This is a genomic window from Nonomuraea sp. NPDC049158, assembly GCF_040648335.1.
Classification (GTDB): domain Bacteria; phylum Actinomycetota; class Actinomycetes; order Streptosporangiales; family Streptosporangiaceae; genus Nonomuraea.
The window spans coordinates 78,159-104,617 of the sequence record NZ_JBEZDM010000003.1 but is presented as its reverse complement, the minus strand read 5'-3'; the positions used below and the strand labels follow the sequence as shown (position 1 = coordinate 104,617).

Genomic DNA, 26,459 nt, shown 5'->3' with positions numbered 1-26,459 from the left:
GGACTCCCTTCCATGACCGTCATGGTGCCGTCAAGGACGCCGGCCCTGATCACACCTGGCCGCCAGGCTCTCGACTCGGCTCTCCACCAGCTGGACCAGGCCGCCGAACATCTCCGGCTCGACGCCGGGCTCCGCACGATGCTCGCCACGCCGCGCCGCTCGCTGACCGTATCGGTCCCCGTGCGCCGCGAGGACGGGCGCATGGACGTGGTGCAGGGCTTCCGGGTCCAGCACAACGTCTCACGCGGGCCCGCCAAGGGCGGCCTCCGCTTCCACCCGAGCACCGACATCCATGAGGTCACCGCGCTGGCGATGTGGATGACGTGGAAGTGCGCGCTGGTCGGCATCCCGTACGGCGGCGCCAAGGGCGGCGTGGCCGTGGACCCGACCGAGCTCACCCAGCGCGAGCTGGAGCGCGTGACCCGCCGCTACGTCAACGAGATCCTGCCGATGATCGGCCCGGAGAAGGACATCCCGGCCCCCGACGTCGGCACCGACGAGCAGACCATGGCCTGGATCATGGACACCTACAGCGTCAACACCGGCTACTCGGTGCCCGGCGTGGTCACCGGCAAGCCGCTGACGCTGGGCGGCTCGCTCGGCCGGACCGGCTCGACCGCGCGCGGCGTCCAGATCGCCACCATGTGCGCGCTCGGCCGCTCGCCCGAAGGCGTGACGGTGGCCGTACAGGGCTTCGGCAAGGTGGGCGCCCCGGCCGCGCAGTACCTCTCCGACGCCGGCTGCACGGTGGTCGCCGTGTCCGACGCGACGGGCGCCGTGTACGCCCCCGGCGGGCTCGACATCGCCGACCTGCGCGCCTGGGCCGCCGAGTCGGGCGGCGTGTCCGGCTACCGCCACGCGGACGCCCTGGACCACGCTGAGCTGTTCGAGCTGGACGTGGACGTACTGCTGCCCGCGGCCCTGGAGGGGGCGATCACCGCCGAGAACGCGCCGCGGATCCGCGCCCGCCTGATCGTGGAGGGCGCCAACGGCCCCACCACGCCGGAGGCGGACGAGATCCTGGCCGCGGGCGGCACGATCGTGGTGCCCGACATCCTGGCCAACGCGGGCGGGGTGATCGTGTCGTACCTGGAGTGGGTGCAGAACATGCAGGCCTACTCCTGGAGCGGCGGCGAGGTGGAGCTGAAGCTGCGCGACCTGATGGAGGGCGCCTACGCCGAGGTGCGTTCGCTGGCCACGGCCCGCGACCTCACCCTGCGGCAGGCGGCGCACGTCATCGGCGTCGGCCGGGTGGCGGAGGCGCACCAGATGCGCGGCCTCTACCCGTGACGGCCTGAACTTTAGTAGGCCCTGAGGTATCCCTAGGTTCGATGCCCGTGCCTCCACCGGCCCGCCAGGGTGGAGGCATGAGGGGATTTCTGGGCGTGATCGCGGTCATTCAGGGGTTGGGCGGATTCGTGGCGCGAGTCTTCTTCGACACCGAATGGGGCCTGCTGCACAGGTTGTTCGACATCCCGACCCCCGTGTACCTCGCGGTCGCGGCAGCCGGCGTCGCCCTGCTCATCTGGAGTGACCAGGGCCGCGAGGAGAACTAGCGACTCTCATAGAGGCGGTAGGTGGCCAGGATGTTCAGCCGGTGCAGGTCGCGGCAGAGCTGGAGCATGCCGGCCTGGGCCAGTTCCCCTGGCACCGCGTAGGTCGTGAGCGCCGCCGACAGCGTCGGGTCCAGCCGCTCGGTCCACGGGTTCGAGCAGGCGGCGAACGTCTCCTCCAGGCCGCGCCCGGCCGCCACGCTCGCGGCGACCTCGTCCTGGGGGTGCGCGACGATCTGGGATCGCCGGACGATCTCGCGTACTCGCTGCTGGGTCCGACAGCGCACGCCGGCGTGCTGTGGCTGCACGACGGGGCCACGCCGGAGCAGCGCGAGCTGTCCGGGCGGCGGATGACGGCGCACGCCGCCCTGTTCGCCCGCGCGATCACACCCTGGTCGGGCCGCCCGCGGCCTGTTCAGCAGGAGGTTTTGGATCTACCGTGCGAATTGCCCCCTGCATCAAGGAGCCGTCCATGAGCAGCGTCGAGCAATTCGGCTACCGCCAGGAGCTTCAGCGTTCCCTGGGCTTCGCGGATCTGATGATCTACGGCTTGATCTTCATGGTGCCGATCGCGCCGTTCGGCATCTTCGGCAACGTCTTCGCCCTGTCCGGTGGGATGGTGGCTCTCGCCTACATGATCGGGCTGGTCGCGATGGCGTTCAGTGGACTGTCGTACGCGCAGATGGCCAGGGCCTTCCCGATGGCCGGCTCGGTCTACACCTATGCGGGCCGCGGCATCGCGCCGCCCGTCGGGTTCATGGCCGGGTGGGCGATCCTGCTCGACTACCTGCTGGTCCCGGCGCTGCTCTACCTGGTGGCGAGCACGGCCATGAACTCGTTCGTGCCGGCGGTGCCGGTGTGGCTGTGGCTCGTCGCCTTCGTGCTGCTCAACACCGTGGTGAACTATCTCGGCATCCAGATGACGGCGCGCATCACCCGGATCATGCTGGTGGCCGAGCTGCTCGTGCTGGCGATCTTCCTGGTCGTCGGCGGCATCGCGCTGGCGCAGGGCAAGGCCACTACGGGCGCGCTGACCCCGCTCTACGACTCCTCGGGCTTCTCCTGGACGCTGGTGTTCGGGGCGGCCTCGGTGGCGGTGCTGTCGTTCCTCGGCTTCGACGGCATCTCGACGCTGGCCGAGGAGAACCGGGAGGACGCGCGGCGGCTGGGCCGGTCCATGGTGGCCGCGCTGGCGCTGGCCGCGGTGCTGTTCGTGGTGCAGACCTGGGTCGCGGCCCTGCTCGTGCCCGACCGGGCCGCCCTGCTGGCCCCGGGGGCCCAGCTGGGCGACGCCTTCTACGACCTGGCCTCGTACGCCGGTGGCGCCTGGCTGGGTGTGTTGTGCGCGGTCGCGACGGCCATCGCCTGGGGTTTCGCCAACTCGCTGGTCGCGCAGGCGGCCACCTCGCGGCTGCTGTTCGCGATGGCGCGGGACCGGCAACTGCCGTCGTTCCTGGCCCGTATCGACCCCAAGCACAAGGTGCCGGTGAACGCCACGTTCGCGGTCGCGGTCGTCTCGCTGCTGCTCGGCGTCGGCATGAGCCTCTACGACAAGGGCATCGACCTGCTCAGCACCATGGTCAACTTCGGCGCGATGACCGCGTTCCTGCTGCTGCACGTGGCCGTCGTGGTGCACTACGTGGTGCGGCGGCGCAGCCGCCGCTGGCTGGCGCACCTCGTGGTGCCGGTGGTCGGCTTCGCCGTGCTGGTCCTTGTCGTCATCAACGCCAACGTCGCGGCGCAGCGGCTCGGCTTCATCTGGCTCGGCATCGGGCTGCTCGCCACGATCGCGCTCTACGTCCTGGGCCGCAAGCCCGTCCTGCCCTCGGAGGTCTCGTGAACGTCGTCTCCTATCGTCCCTCTCCGGAGGAGCTCGGTTACACCTTCGGCGGGCGCGCCCCGGTGGGCAAGGTGACGCCGGGAACGATCCTCGAGCTGTTCACCGAGGACTGCTTCGGCGGCCGGGTCCGCACGGTCGACGACCTGCCGTCGCGGGTGTGCGAGTTCCCCTACCTGAACCCCGTCACCGGCCCCTTCCACGTGACGGGCGCCGAACCCGGCGACACGCTGGCGCTGCACTTCATCTCGATCACCCCAGCGAGGGACTGGGCGGTCTCCACCACCTTCCCGCACTTCGGCGCGCTGACCGGCACGCACACCACAGCCATGCTGCAGCCGCCGCTGGAGGAGCGGGTCTGGCGCTACGACCTCGACACCGCCAAGGGCGTCGCCGTCTACCACGCCCGCAACAGCGACTACAGCGTGGAGCTGCCGCTCGACCCGATGCACGGCACGGTCGGCGTCGCGCCCGCCGCGAACGAGTCGCGGATGACGATCACACCCGACGCGCACGGCGGCAACATGGACACCCCCGAGCTGCGCGCCGGCGTCACCGTCTACCTGGGCGTCAACGTGGCGGGCGGCCTGTTCTCCATCGGCGACGGCCACGGCCGGCAGGGCCACGGCGAGGTGTGCGGCACCGCGGTCGAGGCCGCCATGAACACGGTCGTGGCGGTCGAGCTGATCAAGGGGGTGGCGACGCCCTGGCCGCGGCTGGAGGATGATCTGCATCTGATGTCCACCGGATCGGCCCGGCCGCTGGAGGACGCCTACCGCATCAGCCAGCACGACCTGGTCACCTGGACGTCGGCGCTGACCGGGCTCGACACGCTCGACGCCTACCAGCTGGTCAGCCAGGGCGGGCAGGCACCGGTGGGGAACGTATGCGACACCAACTACACGATGGTCGCCAAACTTCCCAAGTCCTACCTCGGTACCCCAACGGCCTACGATTCGGCGCACTCGCGGCTGCGCACCCTCAGCGCTCAGTACACAGTTAGGTAAACCTTCATGTCGCAGGTCAGAGCGCTTATGATCATCGGCCTAGAGTGTACGGGTGCTCAGGATGGTGCTCTCTCTGGCCCTGCTCGATCCGACCGGCCTCGCGGAGGCGCCCCAGCGATCGGTGCCTACGCGCAAGGTGCTGACACCGGACGGCGACCGCCTGGGGTACGCGCTGGTCCCCCGCCCCTACACCGGCGTCCAACGGCTCATCGGGGTGCTGCTCGGGCGTGATCCGGACGCCCGTACGAACGTGATGTGCGGCGGCACGGTGATCAGGTCGCGCAGCCGCAGCCTGGTGCTGACGGCCGCGCACTGCCTCTACCACGACGGCCGGCCGCTGCGGCAGGTGGTCTTCCTGCCGGGCTTCGACCAGGGGCGGCCGCCGTTCGGCGTCTGGCCGGCCGTGCGAACCTGGGTGCCTGATCAGTGGCGGGGCCGGCCGTACTCCGCCGAGTTGCTGCCGTACGACGTCGGGCTGGTCGGGGTGATGCGGCGCGGCGGCACGCTGGAGGACGCGACCGGGCCTGGGCTGCGCCCGCTGGCCACCCGCAGGGGTACGTCGCTGCGCGGGCTCGACCTGCTCGGCTACCCGGCGGGGCGGGGGTATCCCGGCACCCGGATGTACCACTGCGTGGGGGACGCCAAAGAGGCCACCGCCCAGGGGCCGGGCGTGCTGGTGACCCAGAACTGCCACGCGCCGTCGGGCGGCAGCGGCGGTCCGGCCGTGTACGGGGAGGAGGTGGCGGGGGTCGTGTCGTCCTCCAGCCCGATGAGCGACGCGGGCGGGTTCACCGTGCTGGCCCGGCTCGGGGGTCAGCCGTTCAGCCGGTTGCTGACCGGCGCCGACGCCTGGATGCGCCGCAGACAGAGCTCATGACGGCGGTCCGGCACAGACCGCGCTCGTAACGGCAGCGGCCCGGCACTGGCCGCGAACCGGGCGTCTCGGGCGCTGCGGGGGCCGGTCAGGAGGCGTTCGCCACGATGTCCTCGCAGATCGCGTGGCTGATCAGCGCGTCGTCCGCGCTGATCGTGCGGCCGTCGCGGACCGCGGCGAGGAACTCCAGGCAGATGCGCTCGATGCCGCGCTGCCGGGCGACCGGGACCCAGTCGGGCCGCCTGGTGAGCGTCTCGCCGCCCGCGTAGTCGATCACGTCGCCCAGGTTGACCACCCGGCGCTTGACGCCGTCGCCCATGACCTCGCAGGTCTCCTCCGTGGCACCGCTGACGCGGTTCATGAGGCCGATGGCGGTGAAGCCGTCGCCGGACAGCTCCAGCACGATGTGCTCGACCAGTCCGTCCTGGACGCGCGTCCTGATCCGGGTCCCGGTGACCGCACCGGGCGCGAGGAAGCGGAGCGTGTCGACCACATGAATGAAGTCATCAAATATCGCCCGGCGAGGCACATCAGGATATTTTTCGCGGTTCTTCGCCATCAGCACGAGGTGCCGAGGAAGGGCGAGAAGTCCGGTGTATCCGGGGGCGTACCGGCGGTTGAAGCCGACCATCAGCGAGCGCTTCTTCGCCTTGGCCAGCCGTACGAGAGCCTCGCAGTCGGCCAGATTGTCGGCGATCGGCTTGTCCACGTAGACGTGCGCCCCGGCGTCGAGCAGCGGCTCGACGATCTCGCGGTGGGCCCCGGTGGCGGCGTGCACGAACGCGACCTCGACCCCGCTCTTGATCACGTCGTCCACCGAGCTGGACCGGGCGGCGATCCGGTAGGTGTCGCCGAGCCGGTCCAGGGCCTTGCTGTTACGCGTACAGAGGTGCAGGTCGAGGCCCGGCTGGGCGGCGAGTACGGGCAGGTACGCCTTCTCGGCGATGTCGCCCAGGCCGATCATGGCTGTTTTCACGCCTCGAGCGTAGCCGCGAGCGCCTCGTCGATCGGCGTGGGCGCGACACCGAACGTCCGCTGGAAGGCCGAGGAGTCGAGCACGTACGGCGCGGTGAACTGGTAGCGGACGTGCTTCAGCTCCCTGACCATCGGCGAGAACAGGCCCATCGCCTGGACCAGCGGCCACGGCAGCGTGGCCAGCTTGGGCGCGGGCCGCCCCTCGATGGCCGCCATCCGCTCACCGATCTGGCGGAAGCTGAGCGGGTCGCTGGTGGGCACGTGCCACGGCCGCCCCCAGGCCCGCTCGTCGGTGCCCGCGACGATCAGCGCGTCGGCCACGTCGGGCAGGTACGTCCAGCTGTGCGAGATGTCGGCGGGGAACACCAGTTGGATGGTCTTGCCCGCCCTGAACGGCACGAGGAACCGCCCGCCCAGATGCGACTGGTCGGTGGCGCCGGGGCCGAAGTAGTCGGAGCCGCGCACCTCGGTCGTCCGGATCCGGCCCGCCTTGTGCGCGGCCAGCGCGTCGTTCCAGATCTTCGCCCGCACCTGAGCCTTCGGGGTGGCCGAGGCGAGCGGCAGGTCCTCGGTCATCGGGCCCTTGACCGGGCCGTAGGGGTAGAGGTTGCCCAGGATGACCAGCACCGCGCCCGTGGCCTCCGCGGCGCCGAGGAACGACTCGGCCATCGGCGGCCAGTCGGTCAGCCAGCGGTGGTATTGCGGGTTGACGCAGTTGTAGAGGACGTCGGCGCCCTTGGCCACCTCCGTCAGCCGTGCCACGTCGGCGACGTCGGCCGCCACCCTGTGGACCCCGGCGGGGCCGCTGCCCGAGCGGGTCACCACGGTGACCTCGTGCCCCTGGGCCAGGAGCTTGGTGGCCAGATGCGTACCGACCTGACCGGAACCCACGACGACGTGCTTACCCATGATCAGACCTGCTTCCAGACGATGCGGAGGACCGCGTTGAGGACGAAGAGCGCCGCGAAGACGGCGGCCGGTGCGACCTGGCCCGCGGCGTAGAGCGCCAGGGCGCCGCCACCGAACCAGAGGATCTCCAGGGCGACCCTGGCCAGGCCGGTCAGCGGGAACGTGGCGTTGGCGCCGCCACCCGCACCGAACAGAGCCCAGGCGCCGATGAACAGTGCCACCCCGCCGAGCCCGGCGAGGAGCTTGATCGCCCAGTTGGGGCTCACCGTGAAGCCCCAGTACCCCACGGAGACCAGAACACCAAGCTCCAGGAAGAACATCAGAGCCATGTTGGCTCCCTTGGCGATGCTCAGCATCTCAACCTCCGCGTGACTGCCGTTCGCTTACAAGAGCAATGCTCTCTCATCAGAGCAGCAATCGTCAAGAGCAGTGCTCTCGTTTTTTCGCAGTGCTCTGATATGGTCGGAACATGACTGCGAGCCGTACCGCGAGAGAACGTGTCAGGGCCGAACTGACCAAGGAGATCACCGACATCGCCCGCCGCCAGCTGGCCACCGAGGGCGCGGGCGGCCTCTCCCTGCGCGCGGTGGCCCGCGAGATGGGCATGGTCTCATCGGCCATCTACCGCTATTTCCCCAGCCGCGATGACCTGCTGACCGCCCTGATCATCGACGGCTACAACGCGCTGGGCGCGGTGGTGGAGCGCGCCGACGAGGACAGCCCGCCCGGCGACTTCGCGGGGCGCTGGCTGGCCGTCTGCCATGCCGTACGCGACTGGGCGCTGGCCCATCCGCACGAGTACACGCTGCTGTACGGCTCCCCCGTGCCCGGCTACCAGGCGCCGGAGGAGACGATCGCGGCCAGGTTGCGGGATGTGGCGGTGTTCGGCCGGATCACCGCGCAGGCGTACGACGCGGGCGCGCTGACCCCGCCCGACCTTGCCCCGCCCGCCCCCGCCGCGCTGTCGGCGGACGCGGCGAACCTGCGCCAGATCATGCCCGGGGTCCCCGATGACCTGATCTTCCGTGGCCTCACCGCGTGGACCGGCCTGTACGGCTGGGTCAACTTCGAGGTGTTCGGCCAGTTCGAGAACACGATCGACGACAGGCGTGGGGGCTTCGAGCAGTCGGTGCGCACGTTGGGCGCGCTGCTGGGCCTCAAGCCCGCGTGAACGCTTAGCTTGCCCGCCGGAGCCAGATCGGGGTGAACGCCTTGCCTGCCCGCCTGCCCGCCTGCCCGCCTGCTCGTCTGCCCGCCGGGCTCAGGCGCGGGTGAACAGCGGGACCATGACCTCGTCGGCGATCTGCACGAGGAGCTCGTCCGGGATGGGCAGGCCTTGGAAGAGGAAGTGCTGCCGGAGCAGCGCCTGACCGGCGTCGAGCCGGCGCGGGGTCACGTCCTCGGGAGCGACCTCGCCGCGCTCGACCGCCCGGCGGACGATCTCCCGCATCAGCCGCCTGCCGGTGCCCTGCGAGTGCTCTCGGAACGTTGCCGCCCGCGACTCGTCGCCCAGTGCCTCGCTGAGCAGCCCGCGCATCGCCTCACCGGCGGGACCGGCCAGCGCCTCGGCCGTCCGCCGCAACGCCGCCAGTATGTCGCCGCGCAGGCTGCCCGTGTCGGGGACGGACAGCGCGTCGGGCAGTACGTGATAGACGGCGTCCATGACCAGCTCGATGCGGGTGGGCCAGCGCCGGTAGAGCGAGGCCTTACTGGCCTTGGCCCGCTCGGCGACGCGCTCCATGGTCAGCCGGGCGTAGCCGACCTCGGCGAGTTCGGCGAGGGTCGCCTGATAGATGGCGACGTTGAGCGCCTCGCCGCGCCGCCGCGGCAGCTTGCGGTGGTCGGTGACCATGACAGGCATCTTATGAGGCCGCGGTGACCGTGCCCGCGCCGTCATCTGAGACCGGGGCCACCACACCCCCGTCAGAGACCGCGGCGGCCGCATCCCTGCCAGGGTCGGAGGCGGCCGCATCCCCGCTTGAGTGGGCGATGACGACGGTGCCCGCGTCCCCGTCGACGGTCACTACCTGCCCGTCGACCAGCGTGGACGTGCCTCCGGCCGTACCCATGACGGCCGGGATGCCGTATTCCCTGGCGACGATCGCGGCGTGCGAGGCGGCGCTCCCGGTGTCGACGACGACGGCCGCCGCACGCTGGAACAGCGGGGTCCACGACGGGTTGGTGTAGGGGCAGACGAGCACGTCCCCGCTCGTCAGGCCGCCGAACTCGGCCGGATCCCGGATGACCTTGACCGGCCCGGTGGCGCTGCCGCCGCCCGCGGGTGTCCCGGTCACGATCGCGTCGCCCGCGTCACGGACGGGGAAGATCGCCCGCGGGTCGATGAGCCGCACACCCGAGAGCTCCTCCCGCTTGGCCGCCCGCTGCTGCACGACCGCCCGCAGGCCATCGAGGCACTCGTCGGAGGCGGCCAAATCCTTGATCGACTCCAGCTCCTCCAACCGCAGGTGGAAGACGTCCTCGGGCCGCTGGAGCACGGCCGCGTCGCGCAGCCGCGCCCCGATCTCCAACAGCGACCGACGCAGGATGGGCAGCGGGAGCGTGAAGTAGAAGTGGCTGTCCTCGCGGAAGGCGTGACCCGCGCGAGCCGCCTCGACCCAGCGCACGACCCGGGCCCTCCGGCGCCCGGCCCGCAACAGGGGGTGACGGAGCACCCGCTCGAGCGCCCCGCCCACTCCCACAGCCGCCTTGCCCGCGGCGGGCGCGGGAGAGGGCGGCTTGGCCGCGAGCACCCTGATCGTTCCGAGGACGATTTCCGGGGCCTCGCCCCAGGTCGGCGGGGTGACCAGAATCGGGGTCACCGTCTCCCGGTGCCCGTATTCGGCCAGGAAGCCGCGCAGCTTCGCGGCGAACCCGGAGGGCATGGGATCCGCGTCGAGCGCTCCGGTCGCCCGGGCCTCCTCGGCCAGCTCCTCCAGCGCCTGATTGGCGTCGGAGGTGCGGGTACGCGCGCCGGTCATCAGCTCGCCGAACAGCGCGCCGCGCCGCAACAGCTTGACCGCCACCAGCAGCCGCAACAGGGCGAGCCCCGTGCCAGGCAGGTAGTCGGTGCGCAGGTCCGTCACCGGCCGGACCAGGTCCAGTGCCTGCCTGGGCACGCGAATCAGCTCCGGCCAGGGCATCGAGGCCAGGTCACGGGCCGCCAGCTCGCGGCTCGCGGCAAGGAAGGTCTGGAAGCGCGGATCCTCCGTCCAGCGGGCGGGATCGTAGCGCCTGGCCCGCCGGACGAGCCGGAACGGGATGGCCAGCAGACCGGCTGTCACACGCGGGGAGCGGGGCACCAACCGGTAGACGACACCGTCCTCCTCCTGCAGAAAGTCCTCGAACACCCCCTTGATGCCAAAGGCCGCCGCGACCTTGGCCATCATGCCCGCCGGACCGTACGGCAGCCAGGTCGTCATATCGATCGGATAGGGGCGTACGGGCAGATATTCGAGCAGAACGCTGCCGACCTTGCGCTGGACCGGGTTGAGCGACCCCACGGGCGGCGGCGGGAGCGCGGTCATGGGACGGGCCTGCACCAGGCTCACCCGGCCGCCCGCGTACGCCCACTCGATGTCCTGCGGGCGGCCGAATCGAGCCGCGACCTCGCTCGCCAGCCGGGCCAGCTCGGCGAGCGCCGCGCGGGGCAGCGCCTCGCCGGTGGCGGGGTCTCCGGTCTCGTGTACGACGCCGCCGCCGGCCGTACCGCGGATGACCACCTCGCGACGGCCCGGCGTGAAGGAGGTGACCCGCCCCGAGGCGTCGAGCACGTAGTGGTCGGGCGTGACGAGTCCCGAGACGACCGCCTCGCCGAGCCCGCTGCTCGCATCCACGACGATCTGCGTACGGTCGCCGGTGACCGGGTTCGCGGTGAACAGCACGCCGGCCGCCTCCGACTGGACCATGCGCTGCACGACCACCGCGATGCGCACCTCGGCGGCGTCGACACCCCGCTTCTCGCGGTAGGCGACGGCCCGCTCGGTCCAGAGCGAGCCCCAGCACCGGCGGACCGCGTCGACCACCGCCTCCTCCCCCACGATGTTGAGGTAGGTGTCCTGCTGCCCGGCGAACGCCGCCCCCGGCAGATCCTCGGCGGTGGCACTGGACCGAACCGCCACGGGCCCGCCGCCGAGCTCGACATAGGCGCTGGTGATCGCCTCGCGCAGGTCCGGGGGGATGTCCACGTTCTCGAAGTACGTACGGGTGTCGTGCCCGTCGGTGACCAGGTCGTAGGCGGCGGTGGTCACGACGAAACCGCCCGGGACGGGAAAACCGTTCTTGACGAGCTCGCCCAGGTTGGCGCCTTTGCCTCCGGCCAGAGCCAGGTCGCCGCGGCCGAAGGCGTTCAGGGGTGCTACGAGTTTCACTTGCCCTCCTCGGCTTTCACTCGGTCCTCGCCGTCTTTCACTTGCTCCTGGTCGTCTTTCACTTGGTTCTCTTCGGCTGTTCACCGGTCCTCCTCGGATGTCACTGGTTCTCCTCGGCGTAAGCGGTGGTGCGGAGCGGTCGCGCCGGCAGCGCGAACGCGAGGACGAACGCCACGACGAGCAGCGGCGCCATGGCCGCGAACACCGGCGGCACGGCCGCGGCGAAGGCGTCCCGCACGCTGCCAGGCAGATCCGCCGCCTCCGTGGCGGTGATGCCGGATCTCCAGGTGATCAGCGCCCCCACCAGCGCGACTCCGGCCGAGGCACCGATCTGCCGCGTGAACGTCACCGTCGAGGTCGCGGTGCCGAGGTCGGCGTAGTCGACGGCGTTCTGCGTGGCCAGCACCATGACCTGCATGACCAGTCCGACGCCGAGCCCCATCAGCAGCATCACGCCGGCGATCGCCACCGGTCCCCCGCGGTCGCCCACGATGCCGAGCAGCGCCAGCCCGGCCGCCGTCAGCGCCGTACCCGCCACCGGGTAGGGCTTGTAGCGTCCCGTCCTGGTGATGAGCCTGCCGGAGACGATGGTGGTGGTCAGCACGCCCCCCATGAGCGCGGTCACCAGCAGGCCCGCCTGGGTGGCGGTGGAGCGCAGGGCGATCTGCAGGTAGGCGGGCATGTACGCGATGGTCCCGAACAGCGTGAATCCGATGAGCAGGCTGATCGCCACGGGCACGGCGAAGGCGCGGTCGCGGAAGAGACGCAGCGGCAGGATCGGATCGGCGGCGTACCTGGCGCTCACCAGCCACGCCGCCCCACCCGCGACGGCCAGGGCGAGGAAGGCCAGGTTCCTGGTCTGTCCCAGCATGACCACACCGACCACGGCGACCGCCAACGTGACCGCACCGGCGAAGTCGATCGGCGCGCGATTCTCGACCGTGAGCTCGGGCTTGGGGAGCCGCAAGGTCGCCGTCAGCACGACCAGGGCGAGCAGCCCGAGCGGCGGGTAGATGGCGAAGATCCACCGCCAGCTGAGCCGATCGATGAAGAACCCGCCCAGCAGTGGTCCACCGACCGCGGCGACCACATACGCGGCACCGATCAGACCTAGATAGCGACCGCGCTCACGCGGACTGACGACCTCGCCGATGATCGCCTGTGCCCCGATCATCAGCCCGCCGCCACCGATGCCCTGCACCGCACGGAACGCGATGAACTGCGGCATCGAGGCAGCCACCGAGCACAGCACGGCACCGGTGACGAAGATGACGATCGCCGCCTGCATCATCGGCTTACGCCCGTACCGGTCGCCGAGCTTGCCGTACAGGGGCATCACGACGGTCGCGGCGACCAGGTAGGCGCTGATCACCGCCGGCATCTGGTCCAGCCCGCCGAGACTCCCCGCCACGGCGGGCAGAGCAGGCGCCATGATCGTCTGGTCGAGCGCGCCCAGCAGCATCGCCAGCATCAAACCCGGCAGCACGAGGCCCATGGCACGCTCCTTAGAGAACGAATCGTTCTCTAAGGAGCATACGATTCACCCCATAGAAACGCAACGTTCACTAACGGCCGCGAGCGCGTACTGAAGAGCGATGTGCTCTACCGCTTCGCCGTGGACCCCAAGACGCTCTGATCGTCCTGCCCCGGCGGGAAGTCGTGAGCGGTGAGCACTTGGGCGGCATGGTGGCGGTGGGCGGCGAACAGCTCCAAGGCGGCGTCGGCGTCGCCGGCACGCAGGGCGTCCGCGAGCAGGCGGTGTTCGTCCGCGACGTGCTCGAGGTAGCCATCGGAGCTGCGGCCGATCCGGGTCAGCAGGAACAGGTGGATCTGTGAGCGGATCGCCTGCCATGCCTCACTCAGGCGCCGGTGGTGGGCGGCGTCGTAGACGGCGTCGTGGAACGCGAGGTCGCAGCGGACCATCGCGTGCGCGTCCGCTGCGCGCCCCATGCCGTCGACCGCCTTGTCGATCTTGGCAAGGTCCTCTTCGGAAGCGTGGGCGACCACCCGCTGCACGGCCAGGTGCTCAAGCGCGCCGCGCAGGCTGTCCAGTTCGGCGATGTCCTGCGGGGACAGGGTGATCACCGTGGCGCCGCGATGCCACTGACTGCGGACCAGACCCTCGCGCTCGAGCAGGAGCAGCGCCTCGCGTACCGGGCCACGGCTCACGTCCAGAGCCTGGGACAGTTCGACCTCGCGCAGCTGAGCCCCCGGGGCGTACACGCCGCCGAAGATGGCCTCCCGAACGCGATCGGCGACCTCGTCGGCCAGCCCTCGACGGCGAGCGGGAGCCACTGTGGTCTGTTCACCCATCAGCTTTTACCTTCCAGAGATTGTCTCAATGTTAACAACCTCTCCATCTGTGGCGTAATGTCGACATTAGGACATTCCCAGCCCCGTCCTCCCAGGAAGAAGGCCCACCATCATGAGCGTGTTGAACTCCCCGATCCCACGCTTCCACCTGGCCATGCCGGTCGACGACCTGACGGCCGCCCGCCGCTTCTACGGCGAGGTACTCGGCCTGCGGCACGGCCGCAGCGCCGAAACCTGGATCGACTGGAACATGTACGGCCACCAGTTCGTCACGCACCTGGCGCCGACCCGGGCCCAGCAGATCCACAACCCGGTCGACGGCCATGACGTCCCGGTGCCGCACTTCGGCCTGATCCTCACCATCGAGGACTTCCACACGCTGGCGGACCGACTCCGTACCGCGGGCGTCCTGTTCGTGATCGAGCCCTATGTACGCTTCGCCGGGCAGGCCGGCGAGCAGTGGACGATGTTCTTGCTCGACCCGGCCGGCAATGCCCTGGAGTTCAAGGCGTTCGCCGACGACTCCCAGGTCTTCGCTTCCTGACCGTACGTACTGCCCGCCTGCCGCCAGCACGCCTCTCGGCGGGTGTTTCACCGCACTGCCATCCACCCGAAAGAAAACACCTCTCGAAGGGATGATCATGAAGGTGTTCCTGATCGGCGCCGCCGGCGGCGTGGGCAACCGGCTGGCCCGCCAGCTGACCGCCCGCGGCGACACGGTGACGGGGATGTTCCGCAACCCTGCCCAGGCCGATACCGTGCGCAGCTCCGGCGCCACCCCGCTGACCGGCGACCTCATCGCCGACACCGTGGACGACCTGGCGACCAGGATGAGCGCACATGACGCGATCGTGTTCTCGGCCGGCGCACACGGCACCGGGAGGGACCTCACTACCGCGATCGACGGCAAGGGGCTGGAGAAGGCCGCAGACGCAGCCGCCCGCGCCGGTGTGTCGCGCTTCGTCCTCGTATCGGTGTTTCCCGACGCGCTGCGTGGCGGCGAGCCCAACGAGGGCTTCGAGCACTACATCAAGGTCAAGAAAACCGCCGACGTCTACCTCGCCCGTACCGGCCTCGACTGGCTCATCATCCGCCCCGGCACCCTCCTCGACGAGCCCGGCACCGGCCGGGTCACAGCTGGACCGGCGATCGAGTACGGCAAGGTGCCCCGCGACGACGTGGCCGCCTTCATCGACGCGGCCCTGCACGAACCGGCCTTGAGCCGCGTCATCGTCGAACTCACCACCGGCGACACACCCGTCACCGACGCCGTCGCGCATCTCCTGCACCACGCAACCGGCCAGGACAGACCCGCCTGACAATGTTCGGCACGGCAGCCATTGGGCGACCTCCCTCGCCCTGCATTGCCCACCAAGAGCGGCTGCTATGCGGGCGGCCCGGCCGCGTGCGCGCCAGGCGGGCCGACAGCCGAGGGCCTGCGCCCGCGAGACATGCCGCTGCTCAACCGCCGCATCGATGTCGTGATGTACGTCGTCGGGCCCGACTCATGCAGCTTGGTGAGGAAGGAAACCGATGGTCAGGTCCGCGTCCAGCGCGGCGGCCAGCCGCCTCAGGGACGCCACGGTGATGTTGCCACCACTCGTCTCCAGGCGGGACACCTGCGGTTGAGTCATCCCCCGCACGCTCAGCCAGCTCCGCCTGCGACAGGCCAAGAGCAACGCGCCGGTCGTAGACAAGCTGGCCAAGTCGCTGCTCGGCTTCCTCCTCTTCGTAAAGCCTGGCGCACTCGGGGTCGTTCACTTCACCGGCGAGGCGGCGATGCCGGGTCGTCCGCCACTTACTGTGCCCGCTCACAGACCTTCCTTGCATTCTGTGAATGGCCCCCGATGAGGGCCGAAGCGGGTGCACTCATCGGGGGCCCGCCCGGCCTGGAGCCACGGGGGGAAGATCCCTGCCGGACGTTCTGCGGCGGCTCCCCCACTCCCCCTCCTCGAGAAGGAGGAGCCACCTGACCTGGGCTGGCTGCGCGTTCAGCCAGGGCCACACCCGCCAACCGATCCGGAGACCGATTCGGGAGCGGACGGGTCAGGGGAAGATGGGACGGCCCGGATGGCGCACCAGACGGTACGGCCAAGCCCACGGCCGTGCTCTCGGGTTCCCCAGTCTTGGGAGATCTCACGGACTATCAGCAGCCCACGCCCGTCCTCCGCCTCCGGCTCCTGCCGGATGTGCGGGCCGGAAAAGGCGGAACCGGGGTCACGCACCTCCACATAGACCATCTCGTCCGTCGCGGTGACGGTGAGGCCGATGAAGTCGTACGGTTTGGCGTCGGAGTGCCGGAGCGCGTTCGTCACGAGCTCGGACGCCACCAGCACCGCGTCGTCGACAGCAGGATGATCGTCTCCGAGCCATCTGCGCACTTCGGAGCGGGCGTGCGAGACGGACTCGCGAATGCCCACGAGCTGGATCCAGCCGATGACCCTCGGCTCCGCACTCGCTGCTTTCATTGCTTCACCCACCCGAAGAAGTCGGCCTCGATCGGCCTTCCAACCATCCCAAGGCTCGGCTACATTGAGTAGTCAATCGACTTCGATAAGCCATCAACCGTTTCGCTGAAAGTCGTGTTGAAACGGTGGCCATCCCCCCTGGAGGTCAGATGCCTAGGGAAAGCGAGCTATGCCCTACTGATTCACCGACCGCACTGTTCGGCTTTGAGTTGCGGCGACACCGCAAAGCCCGAGGCTGGTCCCAGATCCGTCTGTCGAAAGCGGTTTCCTACTCCGTCGGCACGATCAGCATGATCGAAACAGCCAGACGGTCACCAACGGAGGAGTTCGCCCGCCACTGCGACGAGGCGCTGGAGGCGGAAGGAGCGCTGATGCGGCTTTGGCCGATGGTCAGTCATGCACAGGCTCCTCCTTGGTTTCGGCCCTGGCTCGAGGTGGAGGCCACGGCGGAGGCGATCCGGACCTGGGAACCGCTGGTCGTGCCCGGCCTGCTGCAGACCGAGGACTACGCCAGGGCGGTCCTGAGCGGTGATGTCGGCGTGACGTCCGAACAGGTCGAGGAACATGTGATCGCTCGAATGGAACGCCAAAGTATCCTTAGGCGTCCCAAACCGCCATTGTTGTGGATTGTGATCGACGAGGCAGTTCTGCACCGCCCGATCGGCAGCCCCGCTGTGATGTCGGCGCAGCTCGCTCGCCTTCTCGAAGATGGCGAAGCTCCCCGGATTACCATCCAGGTTCTTCCCCTCAAGGCCTACTCCACGACCGGTCTTGCTGGCGGGTTCGCCATCGCGCAGGCACATGGCGTCTTCGACACAGCGTATGTCGAATCCGCTGGCGTCATGAGTCGAGTAACCGAGCGACCAGAGGACGTCCGCGTCCTAACATATAGATATGAGGGGATTCGCTCAGAAGCGCTGTCCCAACGCGAATCCCTAGACCTGATCAAGGAGACGCTGCAGCGATGGACGAGCTGACCCGCGAACTCGACACAGCTACCTGGCGCAAGTCCACCCGATCGGGGCCCGACGGCGGCAACTGCGTTGAGGTTGCTGAACTGTCCGGAGGACGCCGAGGTGTCCGCGACAGCAAAAACCCCAGCGGTCCGGCCCTCATCTTCACTCCTGGCGAATGGAGCGCCTTCATCAGCGGCGTGAAGGACGGCGAGTTCGACTTGTAAATATGTTCGCAGAAAGGGAAGGCTCTCCGCTCATGCGGAGAGTCTTCCCTTGATCCGTAAAGCGACCAGACTCCGCCACGAGGATTTTAGAGCATCCTGCTGGGCGCAGCGGTTAGCAGCGATGCTCGCAAGCATTCCGCGATGGTGAGCCACGCGCCGAGCTCCCTTTGACTGGTGGCATCGCCCACAATTCGTCCGCCGAAGAGTGGCCGTCGGTCTCTGTGCTGAGCCCCGCGTCGAGGCCGATCTCATGAGCCTGAGCCCGTTCGTCGCGTTGGCGAAGGGTGCCTGGAGCTTGCTGGCGTATCGCTTGGCCTGCTCAATGCCCTCGTCGTCGCTGGTGGGCGTCTGTCTTAACTCCACCACCACGATAGGCAGTCCCCGACGGGAGTTTGAGCGCGTAATCGGCGCGTAGCTGCGTTCCCGCCCCGGCCTGCACCGGCGGCCATGATCTTCCCGTCCGTGACGGTGCACTCGTCAACCATCTCGCGCTGGCCTCATCTCAACCGTTTCAGCGAATCCTTAATGAGTTTCACTCTCGCCGGCGGAAAGACCCGCAGGTCACAGCCAGTTCCCACCTGACAAGATCGAGGTCGGGCAAAGCAGCTCATTGCATAACAAAATTCCAACGCGCCATACCTTTCACTGCGCTTAAACTTGTTTTGTTGATGTGATGTTGATTACCGTGTGACCACGTGAGGGACGCCGCCTCCTGATCTGTTCTGGTGCAGCGAGCCGTACAAGGGGATCATCTTGGCCAACCTCGACCGCGAGACGATGCGGGCCGTGGCGGAGCGGATCCAGCGACTCTCGGACGAGCACTGGTGGGCGCTCGATCCCTCCTGCCGCCTGATGGAGAACGACGCGTGGGTGGGTCCTACGGGCGCCCGGTTCGACTCCCAGGTCCACGCGGACCGGAGGGAGTTGCAGGACATGCTCACGCAGGCCGTACACAGCGCGAACCAGAAATTGGCTTCCCTTCCGGACAAGCCATGACGGAGTTCACCGGAGTGAAGCCGTCCGAATTCGACGCGATGGCGGGCAAGCACACCGAGGCCGCCAGGCGACTGGAAGAGCTGGCGCAGGCCCTGCACAGCGAATTGCAGGGCGCCGGGCTCGACACTTCTCCGGCGGCTCGGCTGCGGCAGTTGGCCGGGCGTATTACCACGCAGGCTGAGGACCTGCGGCGGCGGCAGAAACTGGTCCACGAGTTGCAGCGGCAGAAGGTCACCTTCGGCATGAGCACGGCAGCCGGGAGCTTCCTCGAGATGCCCGACGGCCTGGAGGCCGCCAAGGGCCTGCTGGACGGAACCCTGGCCGGCCGCGCCGCACTGAACGCTGCGGATGGGGACGCCAAGGCGTTGGCCGAGCTGAAGAAATACGCGGCGCGGACCGGGGACGCGGAGTTCGTGAAGGCATTCCTGGGCACGCTGGGCACCCAGGGCGTGACGCGACTGCCTGGCTCGCTGGCCGCGCGACTGCGCGACGCCGGGACCCACGGGGACTCCGATCGCCTGGCCCAGGTCTCCAGCCAGGGCAAGGACGCTCTGCGCATGCTGAGCGCGGCTCTGGCCAGGGGAACCGATCCGAAGAATCCCGCGTACATGGGCGCCGAATTCCTCAAGGACTTGGTGAGGGAGGGCCGGGCCCAGCAGAAGGCCGGCGACACGAAGTACACGGGCTACCAGGCTCAGGCGCTCATCTGGCGTGCCCACGACGGGAAGCCTCCGTACTCGAAGGAGTTCATGGAGGTCGTCGGGCGTGACGTGATCGTCTACGAGTACGAGCAGCGTAAGGATGAATGGGCGGCGAGCAAGGATCTACTGGGCCGGATGTTCGCGGGAGCCCAGGTTCCCATAGTCGACCTGGCGGGCGCGCTCGGCCTTGGCACCATGCTGAGACCGGGAACGCATGTGGGCAATCCAGGCGCGAGGGCCTCATCGTTGGTGGACGATCTTTTCCATGCAGCGAAGTCCAGCCGGGAGGCGTCCCATGCTCTGCTGGACCAGACCCCGGCCGGGTGGAAGGAATCCGTGCTGCACTATCTGCTGACGACACGGTGGGGTGCCTCTCGCTATCTGGGCGACTACGCGCCGTTCAATGACCTGCTGGTGACGGCGACGACCGGCCGGGATGAGACCTCCCAGAAGCTGGCGGCCGAGATGATGAAGACCGTCGCCGACGAGGTCCGCCCTGCCTTTGGCAAAGGGGAGAACGGAAATCTGGAGATAAAGAACAGAGAGACGTTCGATCGTTTCGCTCCCCTGAGCTATCCTCTGGCCCGCGCGATCGCGGCCAACATCGACCAGGTCTCTAAGCTCCTCGTGAACCATGAGGCCTTTGGCAACGTCGCGGCTAAAGACCTGACCTATGCGCTGGTGCTGGCCGCCTCCCACGACGCCGGGTTTGAGGCGCTGGTGAGAGCACAGACTGAACATATGCGAGCGGCGCTGGACACCGTGGCTCCAGTCGGCCTCAACGCTTCCAATGCCGAGCGGCTCGGTTTCACGAAGGCCGACGTCAAGAAGTTCGACTTCGACAAAAATGGGCGGGTCGACACGGCTGACATCAAGCAGTTCCTGGTGGACCGCACCGTGGAGGAGGCGCTTCCCTTCACTTTCATCGTGGAGACTCGCCGCCAGGCGCTGATCGCTCAAGGACTGGACGACAAGAAGGCGGACGAGTCGCTGAAGACCATGGTGGGCGATGCGATTGGGCTGCTCCCGGTGCCAGGAGCCAAGCAGGTGGGCAAATTGGCCACCGGCGCCTTCAGCGAACTGGTCGGCAAGGAGTACGACAGGCTCGCCGGAGTCGCGCGTGACGAGATCGCCATCCGGGTCGCCCAGCAGATGTCCGAAAACCGGCGAGGCTTGGATGACACGTATCGCACACTGGCGGACAACCGGTTGGCGGTGGAGAGGCTGGCGGAGCAGATGGTCGCCACAGCCATGCTGAACAAGGGACTGCTTGACGGGCTCGACATGAAGGATCGCGTGTTCGCGACCGGAACCCCGCCGACGCTCAAACCTTTCGCCGAGATGACTCCGAAGGAATACAGCCAGTTCCTCGCATGGACTCGCACAACCGGAGGAAGTAGCGACCTGCACGACCGTTTCAAGAACACCTTTCGCAGTACCAGTGAGGTGGACGACTATCTCGGCCTCGAGACTCCTCCTTCTGGAGGCGGCAAATGAGGCATTCCCGTCTGCCCGTCGCTCTGGCTGCTCTCGCTTTGCTCACTGCAGCCTGTACTCCGACAAACGACGTCGTCTCCACACCAGCCCCAGCCCCCCAACCTGTCGCGGATGCCGCACCATACGTCTGCAAACTCATCCCCGAGCAGGCATTTCGCGTTGTCACTGGGGCGAGCGGGCCTCTCGCGGAGAAAACCGACGGCAACGAGAAGAACGGCGACTGCTGGGCTCCTGATACGAACCCTCGGCCTCTGGACGTGAGATGGATGCAGGAGGGCCCTGGGATGCCCCGAGAGCATCTGGACCTTTTGCTGAATGACAGGCGCCAGGTATACACAAGGCACGGCGGGGTCCCGCTCCCTAGCGATCTCGGTGACGGACTGGCCGCGCACCTGCCGAATGCATCATTCCCCGACCAGCCGTTCCAGGTGAGCGCGAAGTTTCGCTGCGACAACAAGGACCGATTGATCGACATCGGCCTGGCCCAAATCGCCAAAGGCAGGGATGCGATCAAGGACATGACCGAGCTCATGCGCATCGCCCAAAAGCGCTACGGCCACTTGTACAACTGCACTCCCGGCGCCTAGCAACTTCACCCTCCCGCTACCAAAACCTAGCCAGCCCGTAGCGTCCCAGAATGTCCCACTCGCGACACATTCGCTGGAGTCCAAAATCGGACTCAGGTGCATCTCTGCCACACCGCGATGAATAAAACCCCACCCGGATTCCGGTGACCGTGCGTCATCGACAACAACTTCTTGCGACGATGTACTCACACACAGTGATCTCGGCCGCCAAAGCCGGGATCCTTCCAGCTACCGAAAAGGTAGGGGTACATGAACGAAGAGGCGGAGACTCGCGACGTGAAGCTTCGCGCGGCAGCCGTCGAAGCGACAGCGCGTTCCCGTAATGGGGCCTATCGCGGCCCTCGCGCGCGGCGCCAACATGCGAGCCTCCCGACGAACGGCTGCCCATGCCTGGAAGGCATACACGCCGCCATCGCCTCAACGGCGGTCGCCGTTGAGCGGATAAGAGTTGAAATCGCCAGCATCAAGGCGGAAACGTCCCAGGACTTCGCAGCTCTCGGAGACGAGATCGCCGGCCTTCGCCGGCACACCAAGGAGCAGCTCACATCCGCTCAGCACCAGATGCTAGACAGACTCGACTGCCTGCAGCGCACAATGGCCGACGTGGAACGCACGCTCCATCGGCTGCTGGACAAGGACGGCGCCTAGCGACGAATAGGTCCTGAGTCGTTCGGGAAATGACAAAGGGTGTTGAGGATTGACCTGTTGTCACAGACCGATCATCAACACCCTTATCACGGACCGTACGTGACGATCGATCGGGCGAGCGCTGAAACTGGCCGAGGCCCAGTTGCTGACCCTGGTAGTGACCCAGGACCCGCTCGGCCTGCACCCCGAGGCCCGCGCCTCCATTCCAAGGCCCGCCGACCGCACTTCCCGAACGAACACCTGCACCTGGCCAGCCTGGCTACATCACGAACCTAGGCTTACCGAAAACCGCTGCTCAAACGCGCGATCTGGGCTCTTGCCCGGCAATACCCACCTGGCAGCACAGGCCCGGCGTCAGCGCGAAGCGCGGAGATGATTCGCCTGAGCGAGGCCGTCGTGGTGAGCGTGGAGATCCTTCCTATAAGCGAGGCCGTATTGGTGACGGTGTCCAGGCCGGCACCCCACAGCGCAAGCCGGGCCCAGTTACCCGGCCAAGGTCGCGTGACTGGGCGACTAGCTGGCGAAGCCCGCGATGAGCCCGATGGTCAGGGCGGTGCGCTCCGGGATGTATTCGACGATGGTGTGCTCCCCCCGAGAGTGGGATCCCGCTCCGACGGGACCGAGCCCGTCGAGGACGGGCCGGCCCAGGGCTGAGATGAAGTTGGCGTCGCTGGCCCCGCCGACGCCCGCCTCCCGAAGGTCCCAGCCGTGTTCGATCGCCACCTTGTACGTCCTGGCGTACAGGTCCTGGGAGGCGGGGTTGGGGGTCATGGGTGGCCGGTTCCATTCGCCGGAGAGCGCCACGGAGACCCGGGGGTCGGGGGCGCGGAGTGAGGTGAGTGCGGCGTCCACCCGGGCCATCTCGGCCGGGTCGGACACGCGTACGTCGATGCCGCAGGTGGCCTGGCCTGCAGTGACGTTGGTGCCGGTACCGCCGCTGACCAGGCCGACGTTGACCGTCGTGCCGAGCGCGGGGGCGCCCAGGGCGGCGATCTGGGTGATCAGGTCGGCCATGGCGTGGATGGCGCTGGCTCCGGCGGTGGGGTCGAGGCCGGCATGGGCCTCGATCCCGGTGACGGACAGCTGGAAGATGCCGACTCCCTTGCGGGAGGTTTTGACGGCGCCGTCTATGGCGCCCTCGAAGACCAGGCTGGCCAGCGCCCCGGCGCTGGCCGCCTCGATGCGGGCGCGGGAGGCCGGGCTGCCGATCTCCTCGTCGCCGTTGAACAGCAGGCGGACCGTGGGATGCGGCAGGCCCAGCTCGCGCAGCCCGCGTACCGCCCAGACCGCCTGGACGAGGCCCGTCTTCATGTCGAAGACGCCAGGTGCGCTGATGACGCCGTCGGTGATCTGCCACGGCCAGTCGGCGAGGGTGCCGACCGGCCACACGGTGTCGTAGTGGCCGACCAGCAGGACGAATCCCGGGGCGGTGCCCTGGTAGGTCAGTTCCAGCACGTCGCCGTACTGGCCGCCGTCGTGACGGGTGAACTCGTCCGGCTCCCCGGCGCGGTCCACCGCCCAGCGGAAGATCGCGTCGAGTGCCCCGTCCAGGAGCTGCTTGTCGTTGCTCGGGCTTTCCAGTTCGACGAGCGTGCGCAGGTCGTCGAGCATGGCAGGGAGCGCCTGGCGGGTCCACGTGGGAGCCGGTGTCACTAAAGGATCCTTCCGTTTCGGGTGAGGGTTCGGGTGAGAGTTAGGAGGGGACGCCGGGGCCCAGCGGGATGCCGAGCGCCCACCATGCCAGGAAGAACAGTGTCCAGACCACGAGCATGATCAGGCACAGAGGCATGGTGAGGGCGATCAGCGTGCCGATGCCGGCTGATTTGCGGTAGCGCTGGATGAAGCCGAGGACCAGCACGAAGTAGGGGCTCATCGGGCTGAGGGCGTTGGTGCAGGAGTCGGCGATGCGGTAGACCGCCTGGGTGGCCTCCGGCGAGATCTTCAGCAGCATCAGCATCGGCACGAAGACCGGGCCGACCAGCGCCCACTGGGCGGAGCCGCTGGTGATCAGCAGGTTGATGAAGGTGACGATGATCAGGATGCCGACAAAGATCATCGGGCCGTTGATTCCAGCGGACTTCAGCAGGTCCGCGCCGTTGATGGCGACGATCGTGCCGATGCCGGTCCACTTGAAGTAGGCCAGGAACTGGGAGATGGCGAAGAACAGCACGAGGACCGGCGCCATCTCGCGCATGCCCTCGGCCATGAACGCGGGCACGTCGTTGCCGCTCTTGATGGTGCCGGCGACGCGGCCGTACACGATTCCGACGAGGAAGAAGGCGATGCCGAGCATGACGGAGATCGCGTTCAGCAGCGGGCCGGTGACCAGGCTGCCGCCCTCGCCGCGGAGCGGGGAGTCGGCCGGGATGATGGACAGCGCGATCAGCGCGGCGATCACCAGCAGCGCGACGCCGGACCAGCGCAGCCCGCGCCGCTCCTTGTCGGACAGTTCCAGCGCGCCGAGGTCGCCCACTTCGGCGTCCTCGTCGATCGGCATGCTCGCCGCCCGCTTGGTGAGGATCGTCTCCGTCACCACGGTGATGACGATGGACAGCACGACCGACGAGCCGATGGAGAAGAAGTAGTTGGCGAGCGGGGTGACGGTGTAGCTCGGGTCGATGGTGTGCGCGGCGTCGGTGGTGATGCCGCCCAGGATGACGTCGAGAGGGGTGACGACCGGGCTGGCGTCGAAGCCGGCCGCGACCGAGACGAACGCGACCACGACACCGACGATCGGACTGCGACCGACCGCGTAGAAGGCCAGGCCGCCCAGCGGGATCAGCACGATGTACGCCGAGTCGGCGGCCACGTGGGAGACCATGCCGGTGAAGGCGAGCGCGAACGTGACCCACCGGGCCGGTACGCGGGAGACGCCCCGGCGCAGGACCGCCGAGAGCAGCCCCGCTCTGTCGGCCACCGCGACGCCGAGCATGACCACCAGGATCGTGCCCAGCGGGGGGAAGGTGGTGAAGCTCTTGATGGCGTCGCCGAGCATCAGCGTGACGCCCTCGCTCGACAACAGGTTCTTCACCGCGACGGTCGTCTTGTCGGCGGGGTTGACCGCCGACACTCCGGCCGCCGACAGGATCCAGCTCAGTGCCATGAGCACGACGCTCAGGATGATGAAGAGCCAGAACGGATGAGGCAGTTTATTGCCGGCGCGTTCGACGCTGTTCAGCACGCGCATGGTCACGTTTAAGGCACGTGATTCTTTCTCAGCGGACACGGTCGTCATGGAGACCCGGTCATCCTTTCTTGGTCGTTTCGCCTGAGGCACAGACAGAACGCGAAAGATGCCCCGTCTCTTTATTGCGAGTCCGCACCTGCGGGCCATACTTTAACGGCGGCAGGGTCATCTCGCAATAGCTGATTGTCAAGGATGTCTCACCAGTTGAGAGCAGGTAAAAAGGGCATGCGAAAGCGCCCGAACGATGTCGGGTGTCAAATGAATTTCGACAAACTTAAGGCGCCTATAACATTCAGCCGACAAGCCAGCGACTGAGATAGAAAGCGGCAATTCCGACTGCTGTCACGAGCAGGAACCTTTTCGACACCAGACCCACGGCGAAGGTGACCACGCCGCCTATCAGATAAGGGTTCGTCAGGGTCAGCTCGACGCCGTTCCCCGAGGGCGCGAGAACGGCCGGGAACACCAGTGCGGCCAGCACGGCCGGCGGCGTGTACCTGAGCAGTGTCTCCGCCAGCGGTGGCATCTCCCTGTCGGCGAAGAGGGCCAGCGGCAGGTAGCGCGGCAGGAAACTGCACAACCCCATGCCGAGGATCAACAGCGCCATACTCATCGGGCGATCTCCTTCGTCCTTGTCTTCGCCGCGTACTCGCACGCGGCCCCCACCACCGCTCCCACCACCGCGGCCAGCACGACGCCGAGGTTGTACGGCAGGTCCCGCGCCAGCATCACGGTCACCCCCGCGGCGCAGATGGCCGCGGCCACGCGCCAGTTCGCCAGCCCGATCGCGAGCATGGCGATGAACATGGCGGTCACCGGGAAGTCCAGTCCGAGCCCCCGCACGTCTGGGACGGCCGAGCCGAGGGACATGCCGATCGCCGTGCACAGCATCCAGGTGACGTACAGCAGTGAGGACGCCCCGAGGAAGAACATGTGCTTGTTGTGGGTGAGTTCGCCTTTCCTCAGCCGTTCGATCGCCACGAAGAAGACCTCGTCGATCAGCCCGAACCCGAGCAGCACCCGCCACCGCTGGGGCACTTCCTTGATGTACGGGATCAGGATGGTGGAGTAGAGGAGCATCCGGAGCCCCAGGATGAGCGTGGTGAGGATGATCGCGGCCCAGCCTGTGCCGCCGGCGATGAGGGCGAAGCCGACGAACTGGGCGGTGCCGGAGTTCACGGCCATCGCCAGGCCCAGGGTCGCCCAGCCGGAGAGTCCGCTCGACAGTCCGAGGACGCCTCCGGCGATGCCCATGGGAATGGCCGAGGCGAGGAACGGCACCATGCTCCTCGCTCCGGCGAGGTACTGCTGGCCGGGGGTCAGCGGCGTGACCGCCTGGGGGGTGTTCGTGGTGGTCATG

28 protein-coding genes are annotated in these 26,459 nt (G+C 68.1%); 14 read left to right on the top strand and 14 right to left on the bottom strand.

What is annotated here, in order from left to right; translation table 11 throughout:
• Window positions 1-12 precede the first annotated feature (12 nt).
• Window positions 13-1,290 (top strand): Glu/Leu/Phe/Val dehydrogenase, encoded by a 1,278-nt coding sequence (locus AB0B61_RS08210; RefSeq protein WP_358429537.1) that lies wholly within the window; start codon window positions 13-15, stop codon window positions 1,288-1,290.
• Between the two features lie 77 nt (window positions 1,291-1,367).
• Window positions 1,368-1,556, top strand: a complete 189-nt coding sequence (locus AB0B61_RS08205; RefSeq protein WP_358429535.1) for a hypothetical protein — start codon at window positions 1,368-1,370, stop codon at window positions 1,554-1,556.
• Here AB0B61_RS08205 and AB0B61_RS08200 read toward each other — a convergent pair.
• Window positions 1,553-1,840 (bottom strand): hypothetical protein, encoded by a 288-nt coding sequence (locus tag AB0B61_RS08200; RefSeq protein WP_358429533.1) that lies wholly within the window; start codon window positions 1,838-1,840, stop codon window positions 1,553-1,555. The genes AB0B61_RS08205 and AB0B61_RS08200 overlap by 4 nt on opposite strands.
• Window positions 1,841-2,025: 185 nt before the next feature.
• On the opposite strand from AB0B61_RS08200, the gene AB0B61_RS08195 reads away from it, so the two are divergent.
• From AB0B61_RS08195 to AB0B61_RS08185, 3 genes are read left to right on the top strand one after another with little or no spacing between them, the layout of a single operon-like run.
• Window positions 2,026-3,393: an APC family permease gene (locus AB0B61_RS08195; RefSeq protein ID WP_358429531.1), complete on the top strand. Its 1,368-nt coding sequence runs from the start codon at window positions 2,026-2,028 to the stop codon at window positions 3,391-3,393.
• Entirely contained in the window at window positions 3,390-4,397 is a 1,008-nt protein-coding gene (locus AB0B61_RS08190) for an acetamidase/formamidase family protein (RefSeq protein ID WP_358429529.1), read from the top strand. The genes AB0B61_RS08195 and AB0B61_RS08190 overlap by 4 nt, the downstream gene beginning before the upstream one ends.
• A 52-nt stretch (window positions 4,398-4,449) precedes the next feature.
• Entirely contained in the window at window positions 4,450-5,274 is an 825-nt protein-coding gene (locus AB0B61_RS08185) for a hypothetical protein (RefSeq protein ID WP_358429527.1), read from the top strand.
• Between the two features lie 85 nt (window positions 5,275-5,359).
• Here the strand turns inward: AB0B61_RS08185 and AB0B61_RS08180 are convergent, their stop codons facing one another.
• From AB0B61_RS08180 to AB0B61_RS08170, 3 genes are read right to left on the bottom strand one after another with little or no spacing between them, the layout of a single operon-like run.
• Window positions 5,360-6,247: a Gfo/Idh/MocA family oxidoreductase gene (locus tag AB0B61_RS08180; protein WP_358429525.1), complete on the bottom strand. Its 888-nt coding sequence runs from the start codon at window positions 6,245-6,247 to the stop codon at window positions 5,360-5,362.
• On the bottom strand, window positions 6,244-7,155 hold the full coding sequence (locus AB0B61_RS08175) for an NAD-dependent epimerase/dehydratase family protein (RefSeq protein WP_358429523.1): 912 nt from the start codon (window positions 7,153-7,155) through the stop codon (window positions 6,244-6,246). The genes AB0B61_RS08180 and AB0B61_RS08175 overlap by 4 nt, the downstream gene beginning before the upstream one ends.
• A 2-nt stretch (window positions 7,156-7,157) precedes the next feature.
• Window positions 7,158-7,484, bottom strand: a complete 327-nt coding sequence (locus AB0B61_RS08170) for a YrdB family protein (RefSeq protein ID WP_358429521.1) — start codon at window positions 7,482-7,484, stop codon at window positions 7,158-7,160.
• 140 nt (window positions 7,485-7,624) lie between these two features.
• Here AB0B61_RS08170 and AB0B61_RS08165 point away from each other — a divergent pair, with 140 nt between their 5' ends.
• Window positions 7,625-8,326, top strand: a complete 702-nt coding sequence (locus AB0B61_RS08165; RefSeq protein ID WP_358429519.1) for a TetR/AcrR family transcriptional regulator — start codon at window positions 7,625-7,627, stop codon at window positions 8,324-8,326.
• A gap of 90 nt (window positions 8,327-8,416) precedes the next feature.
• Here the strand turns inward: AB0B61_RS08165 and AB0B61_RS08160 are convergent, their stop codons facing one another.
• The 4 genes from AB0B61_RS08160 to AB0B61_RS08145 form a co-directional block, all read right to left on the bottom strand.
• A complete protein-coding gene (locus tag AB0B61_RS08160; protein ID WP_358429517.1) occupies window positions 8,417-9,016 on the bottom strand; it encodes a TetR/AcrR family transcriptional regulator in 600 nt (199 codons plus the stop codon).
• Between the two features lies 1 nt (window position 9,017).
• Complete coding sequence (locus AB0B61_RS08155; protein WP_358429515.1) at window positions 9,018-11,522, bottom strand: PEP/pyruvate-binding domain-containing protein; 2,505 nt, start codon at window positions 11,520-11,522, stop codon at window positions 9,018-9,020.
• A gap of 100 nt (window positions 11,523-11,622) precedes the next feature.
• On the bottom strand, window positions 11,623-13,017 hold the full coding sequence (locus tag AB0B61_RS08150; RefSeq protein ID WP_358429513.1) for an MFS transporter: 1,395 nt from the start codon (window positions 13,015-13,017) through the stop codon (window positions 11,623-11,625).
• A gap of 107 nt (window positions 13,018-13,124) precedes the next feature.
• A complete protein-coding gene (locus tag AB0B61_RS08145; RefSeq protein WP_358429511.1) occupies window positions 13,125-13,835 on the bottom strand; it encodes a GntR family transcriptional regulator in 711 nt (236 codons plus the stop codon).
• A 112-nt stretch (window positions 13,836-13,947) separates the two neighbouring features.
• Here AB0B61_RS08145 and AB0B61_RS08140 point away from each other — a divergent pair, with 112 nt between their 5' ends.
• Both AB0B61_RS08140 and AB0B61_RS08135 read left to right on the top strand, forming a co-directional pair.
• Window positions 13,948-14,379 carry a VOC family protein gene (locus tag AB0B61_RS08140; protein WP_358429509.1) on the top strand — a complete coding sequence of 144 codons (432 nt, stop codon included), beginning with the start codon at window positions 13,948-13,950 and terminating at the stop codon, window positions 14,377-14,379.
• A gap of 97 nt (window positions 14,380-14,476) precedes the next feature.
• On the top strand, window positions 14,477-15,154 hold the full coding sequence (locus tag AB0B61_RS08135) for an NAD(P)H-binding protein (RefSeq protein WP_358429507.1): 678 nt from the start codon (window positions 14,477-14,479) through the stop codon (window positions 15,152-15,154).
• Window positions 15,155-15,340: 186 nt separating this feature from the next.
• Here the strand turns inward: AB0B61_RS08135 and AB0B61_RS08130 are convergent, their stop codons facing one another.
• Both AB0B61_RS08130 and AB0B61_RS08125 read right to left on the bottom strand, forming a co-directional pair.
• Window positions 15,341-15,469 carry a hypothetical protein gene (locus AB0B61_RS08130; RefSeq protein WP_358429505.1) on the bottom strand — a complete coding sequence of 43 codons (129 nt, stop codon included), beginning with the start codon at window positions 15,467-15,469 and terminating at the stop codon, window positions 15,341-15,343.
• A 357-nt stretch (window positions 15,470-15,826) separates the two neighbouring features.
• Window positions 15,827-16,303 (bottom strand): ATP-binding protein, encoded by a 477-nt coding sequence (locus AB0B61_RS08125; RefSeq protein WP_358429503.1) that lies wholly within the window; start codon window positions 16,301-16,303, stop codon window positions 15,827-15,829.
• Window positions 16,304-16,452: 149 nt separating this feature from the next.
• Here AB0B61_RS08125 and AB0B61_RS08120 point away from each other — a divergent pair, with 149 nt between their 5' ends.
• From AB0B61_RS08120 to AB0B61_RS08095, 6 genes are all read left to right on the top strand, one after another.
• Window positions 16,453-17,280, top strand: a complete 828-nt coding sequence (locus tag AB0B61_RS08120; protein WP_358429501.1) for a helix-turn-helix transcriptional regulator — start codon at window positions 16,453-16,455, stop codon at window positions 17,278-17,280.
• A complete protein-coding gene (locus AB0B61_RS08115) occupies window positions 17,268-17,483 on the top strand; it encodes a DUF397 domain-containing protein (RefSeq protein WP_358429499.1) in 216 nt (71 codons plus the stop codon). The genes AB0B61_RS08120 and AB0B61_RS08115 overlap by 13 nt, the downstream gene beginning before the upstream one ends.
• A 753-nt stretch (window positions 17,484-18,236) precedes the next feature.
• Window positions 18,237-18,479 carry a hypothetical protein gene (locus AB0B61_RS08110; RefSeq protein ID WP_358429497.1) on the top strand — a complete coding sequence of 81 codons (243 nt, stop codon included), beginning with the start codon at window positions 18,237-18,239 and terminating at the stop codon, window positions 18,477-18,479.
• Window positions 18,476-20,677, top strand: coding sequence for a hypothetical protein (locus AB0B61_RS08105; RefSeq protein WP_358429496.1), 2,202 nt, complete (start codon window positions 18,476-18,478; stop codon window positions 20,675-20,677). The genes AB0B61_RS08110 and AB0B61_RS08105 overlap by 4 nt, the downstream gene beginning before the upstream one ends.
• Window positions 20,678-20,961: 284 nt before the next feature.
• A complete protein-coding gene (locus tag AB0B61_RS08100) occupies window positions 20,962-21,264 on the top strand; it encodes a hypothetical protein (protein WP_358429494.1) in 303 nt (100 codons plus the stop codon).
• Between the two features lie 249 nt (window positions 21,265-21,513).
• Complete coding sequence (locus AB0B61_RS08095; RefSeq protein WP_358429492.1) at window positions 21,514-21,912, top strand: hypothetical protein; 399 nt, start codon at window positions 21,514-21,516, stop codon at window positions 21,910-21,912.
• Window positions 21,913-22,425: 513 nt separating this feature from the next.
• On the opposite strand, the gene AB0B61_RS08090 is transcribed toward AB0B61_RS08095, so the two are convergent.
• From AB0B61_RS08090 to AB0B61_RS08075, 4 genes are all read right to left on the bottom strand, one after another.
• The gene (locus AB0B61_RS08090) at window positions 22,426-23,565 is read right to left on the bottom strand and encodes a M20 family metallopeptidase (protein ID WP_358429490.1); all 1,140 of its coding nucleotides are present in this window, start codon (window positions 23,563-23,565) and stop codon (window positions 22,426-22,428) included.
• A 40-nt stretch (window positions 23,566-23,605) separates the two neighbouring features.
• The gene (locus AB0B61_RS08085) at window positions 23,606-25,099 is read right to left on the bottom strand and encodes an AbgT family transporter (RefSeq protein WP_358430421.1); all 1,494 of its coding nucleotides are present in this window, start codon (window positions 25,097-25,099) and stop codon (window positions 23,606-23,608) included.
• A 292-nt stretch (window positions 25,100-25,391) separates the two neighbouring features.
• Window positions 25,392-25,712, bottom strand: a complete 321-nt coding sequence (locus AB0B61_RS08080; RefSeq protein WP_358429488.1) for an AzlD domain-containing protein — start codon at window positions 25,710-25,712, stop codon at window positions 25,392-25,394.
• Window positions 25,709-26,458 (bottom strand): AzlC family ABC transporter permease, encoded by a 750-nt coding sequence (locus AB0B61_RS08075; RefSeq protein ID WP_358429487.1) that lies wholly within the window; start codon window positions 26,456-26,458, stop codon window positions 25,709-25,711. The genes AB0B61_RS08080 and AB0B61_RS08075 overlap by 4 nt, the downstream gene beginning before the upstream one ends.
• Window position 26,459: the final 1 nt, after the last annotated feature.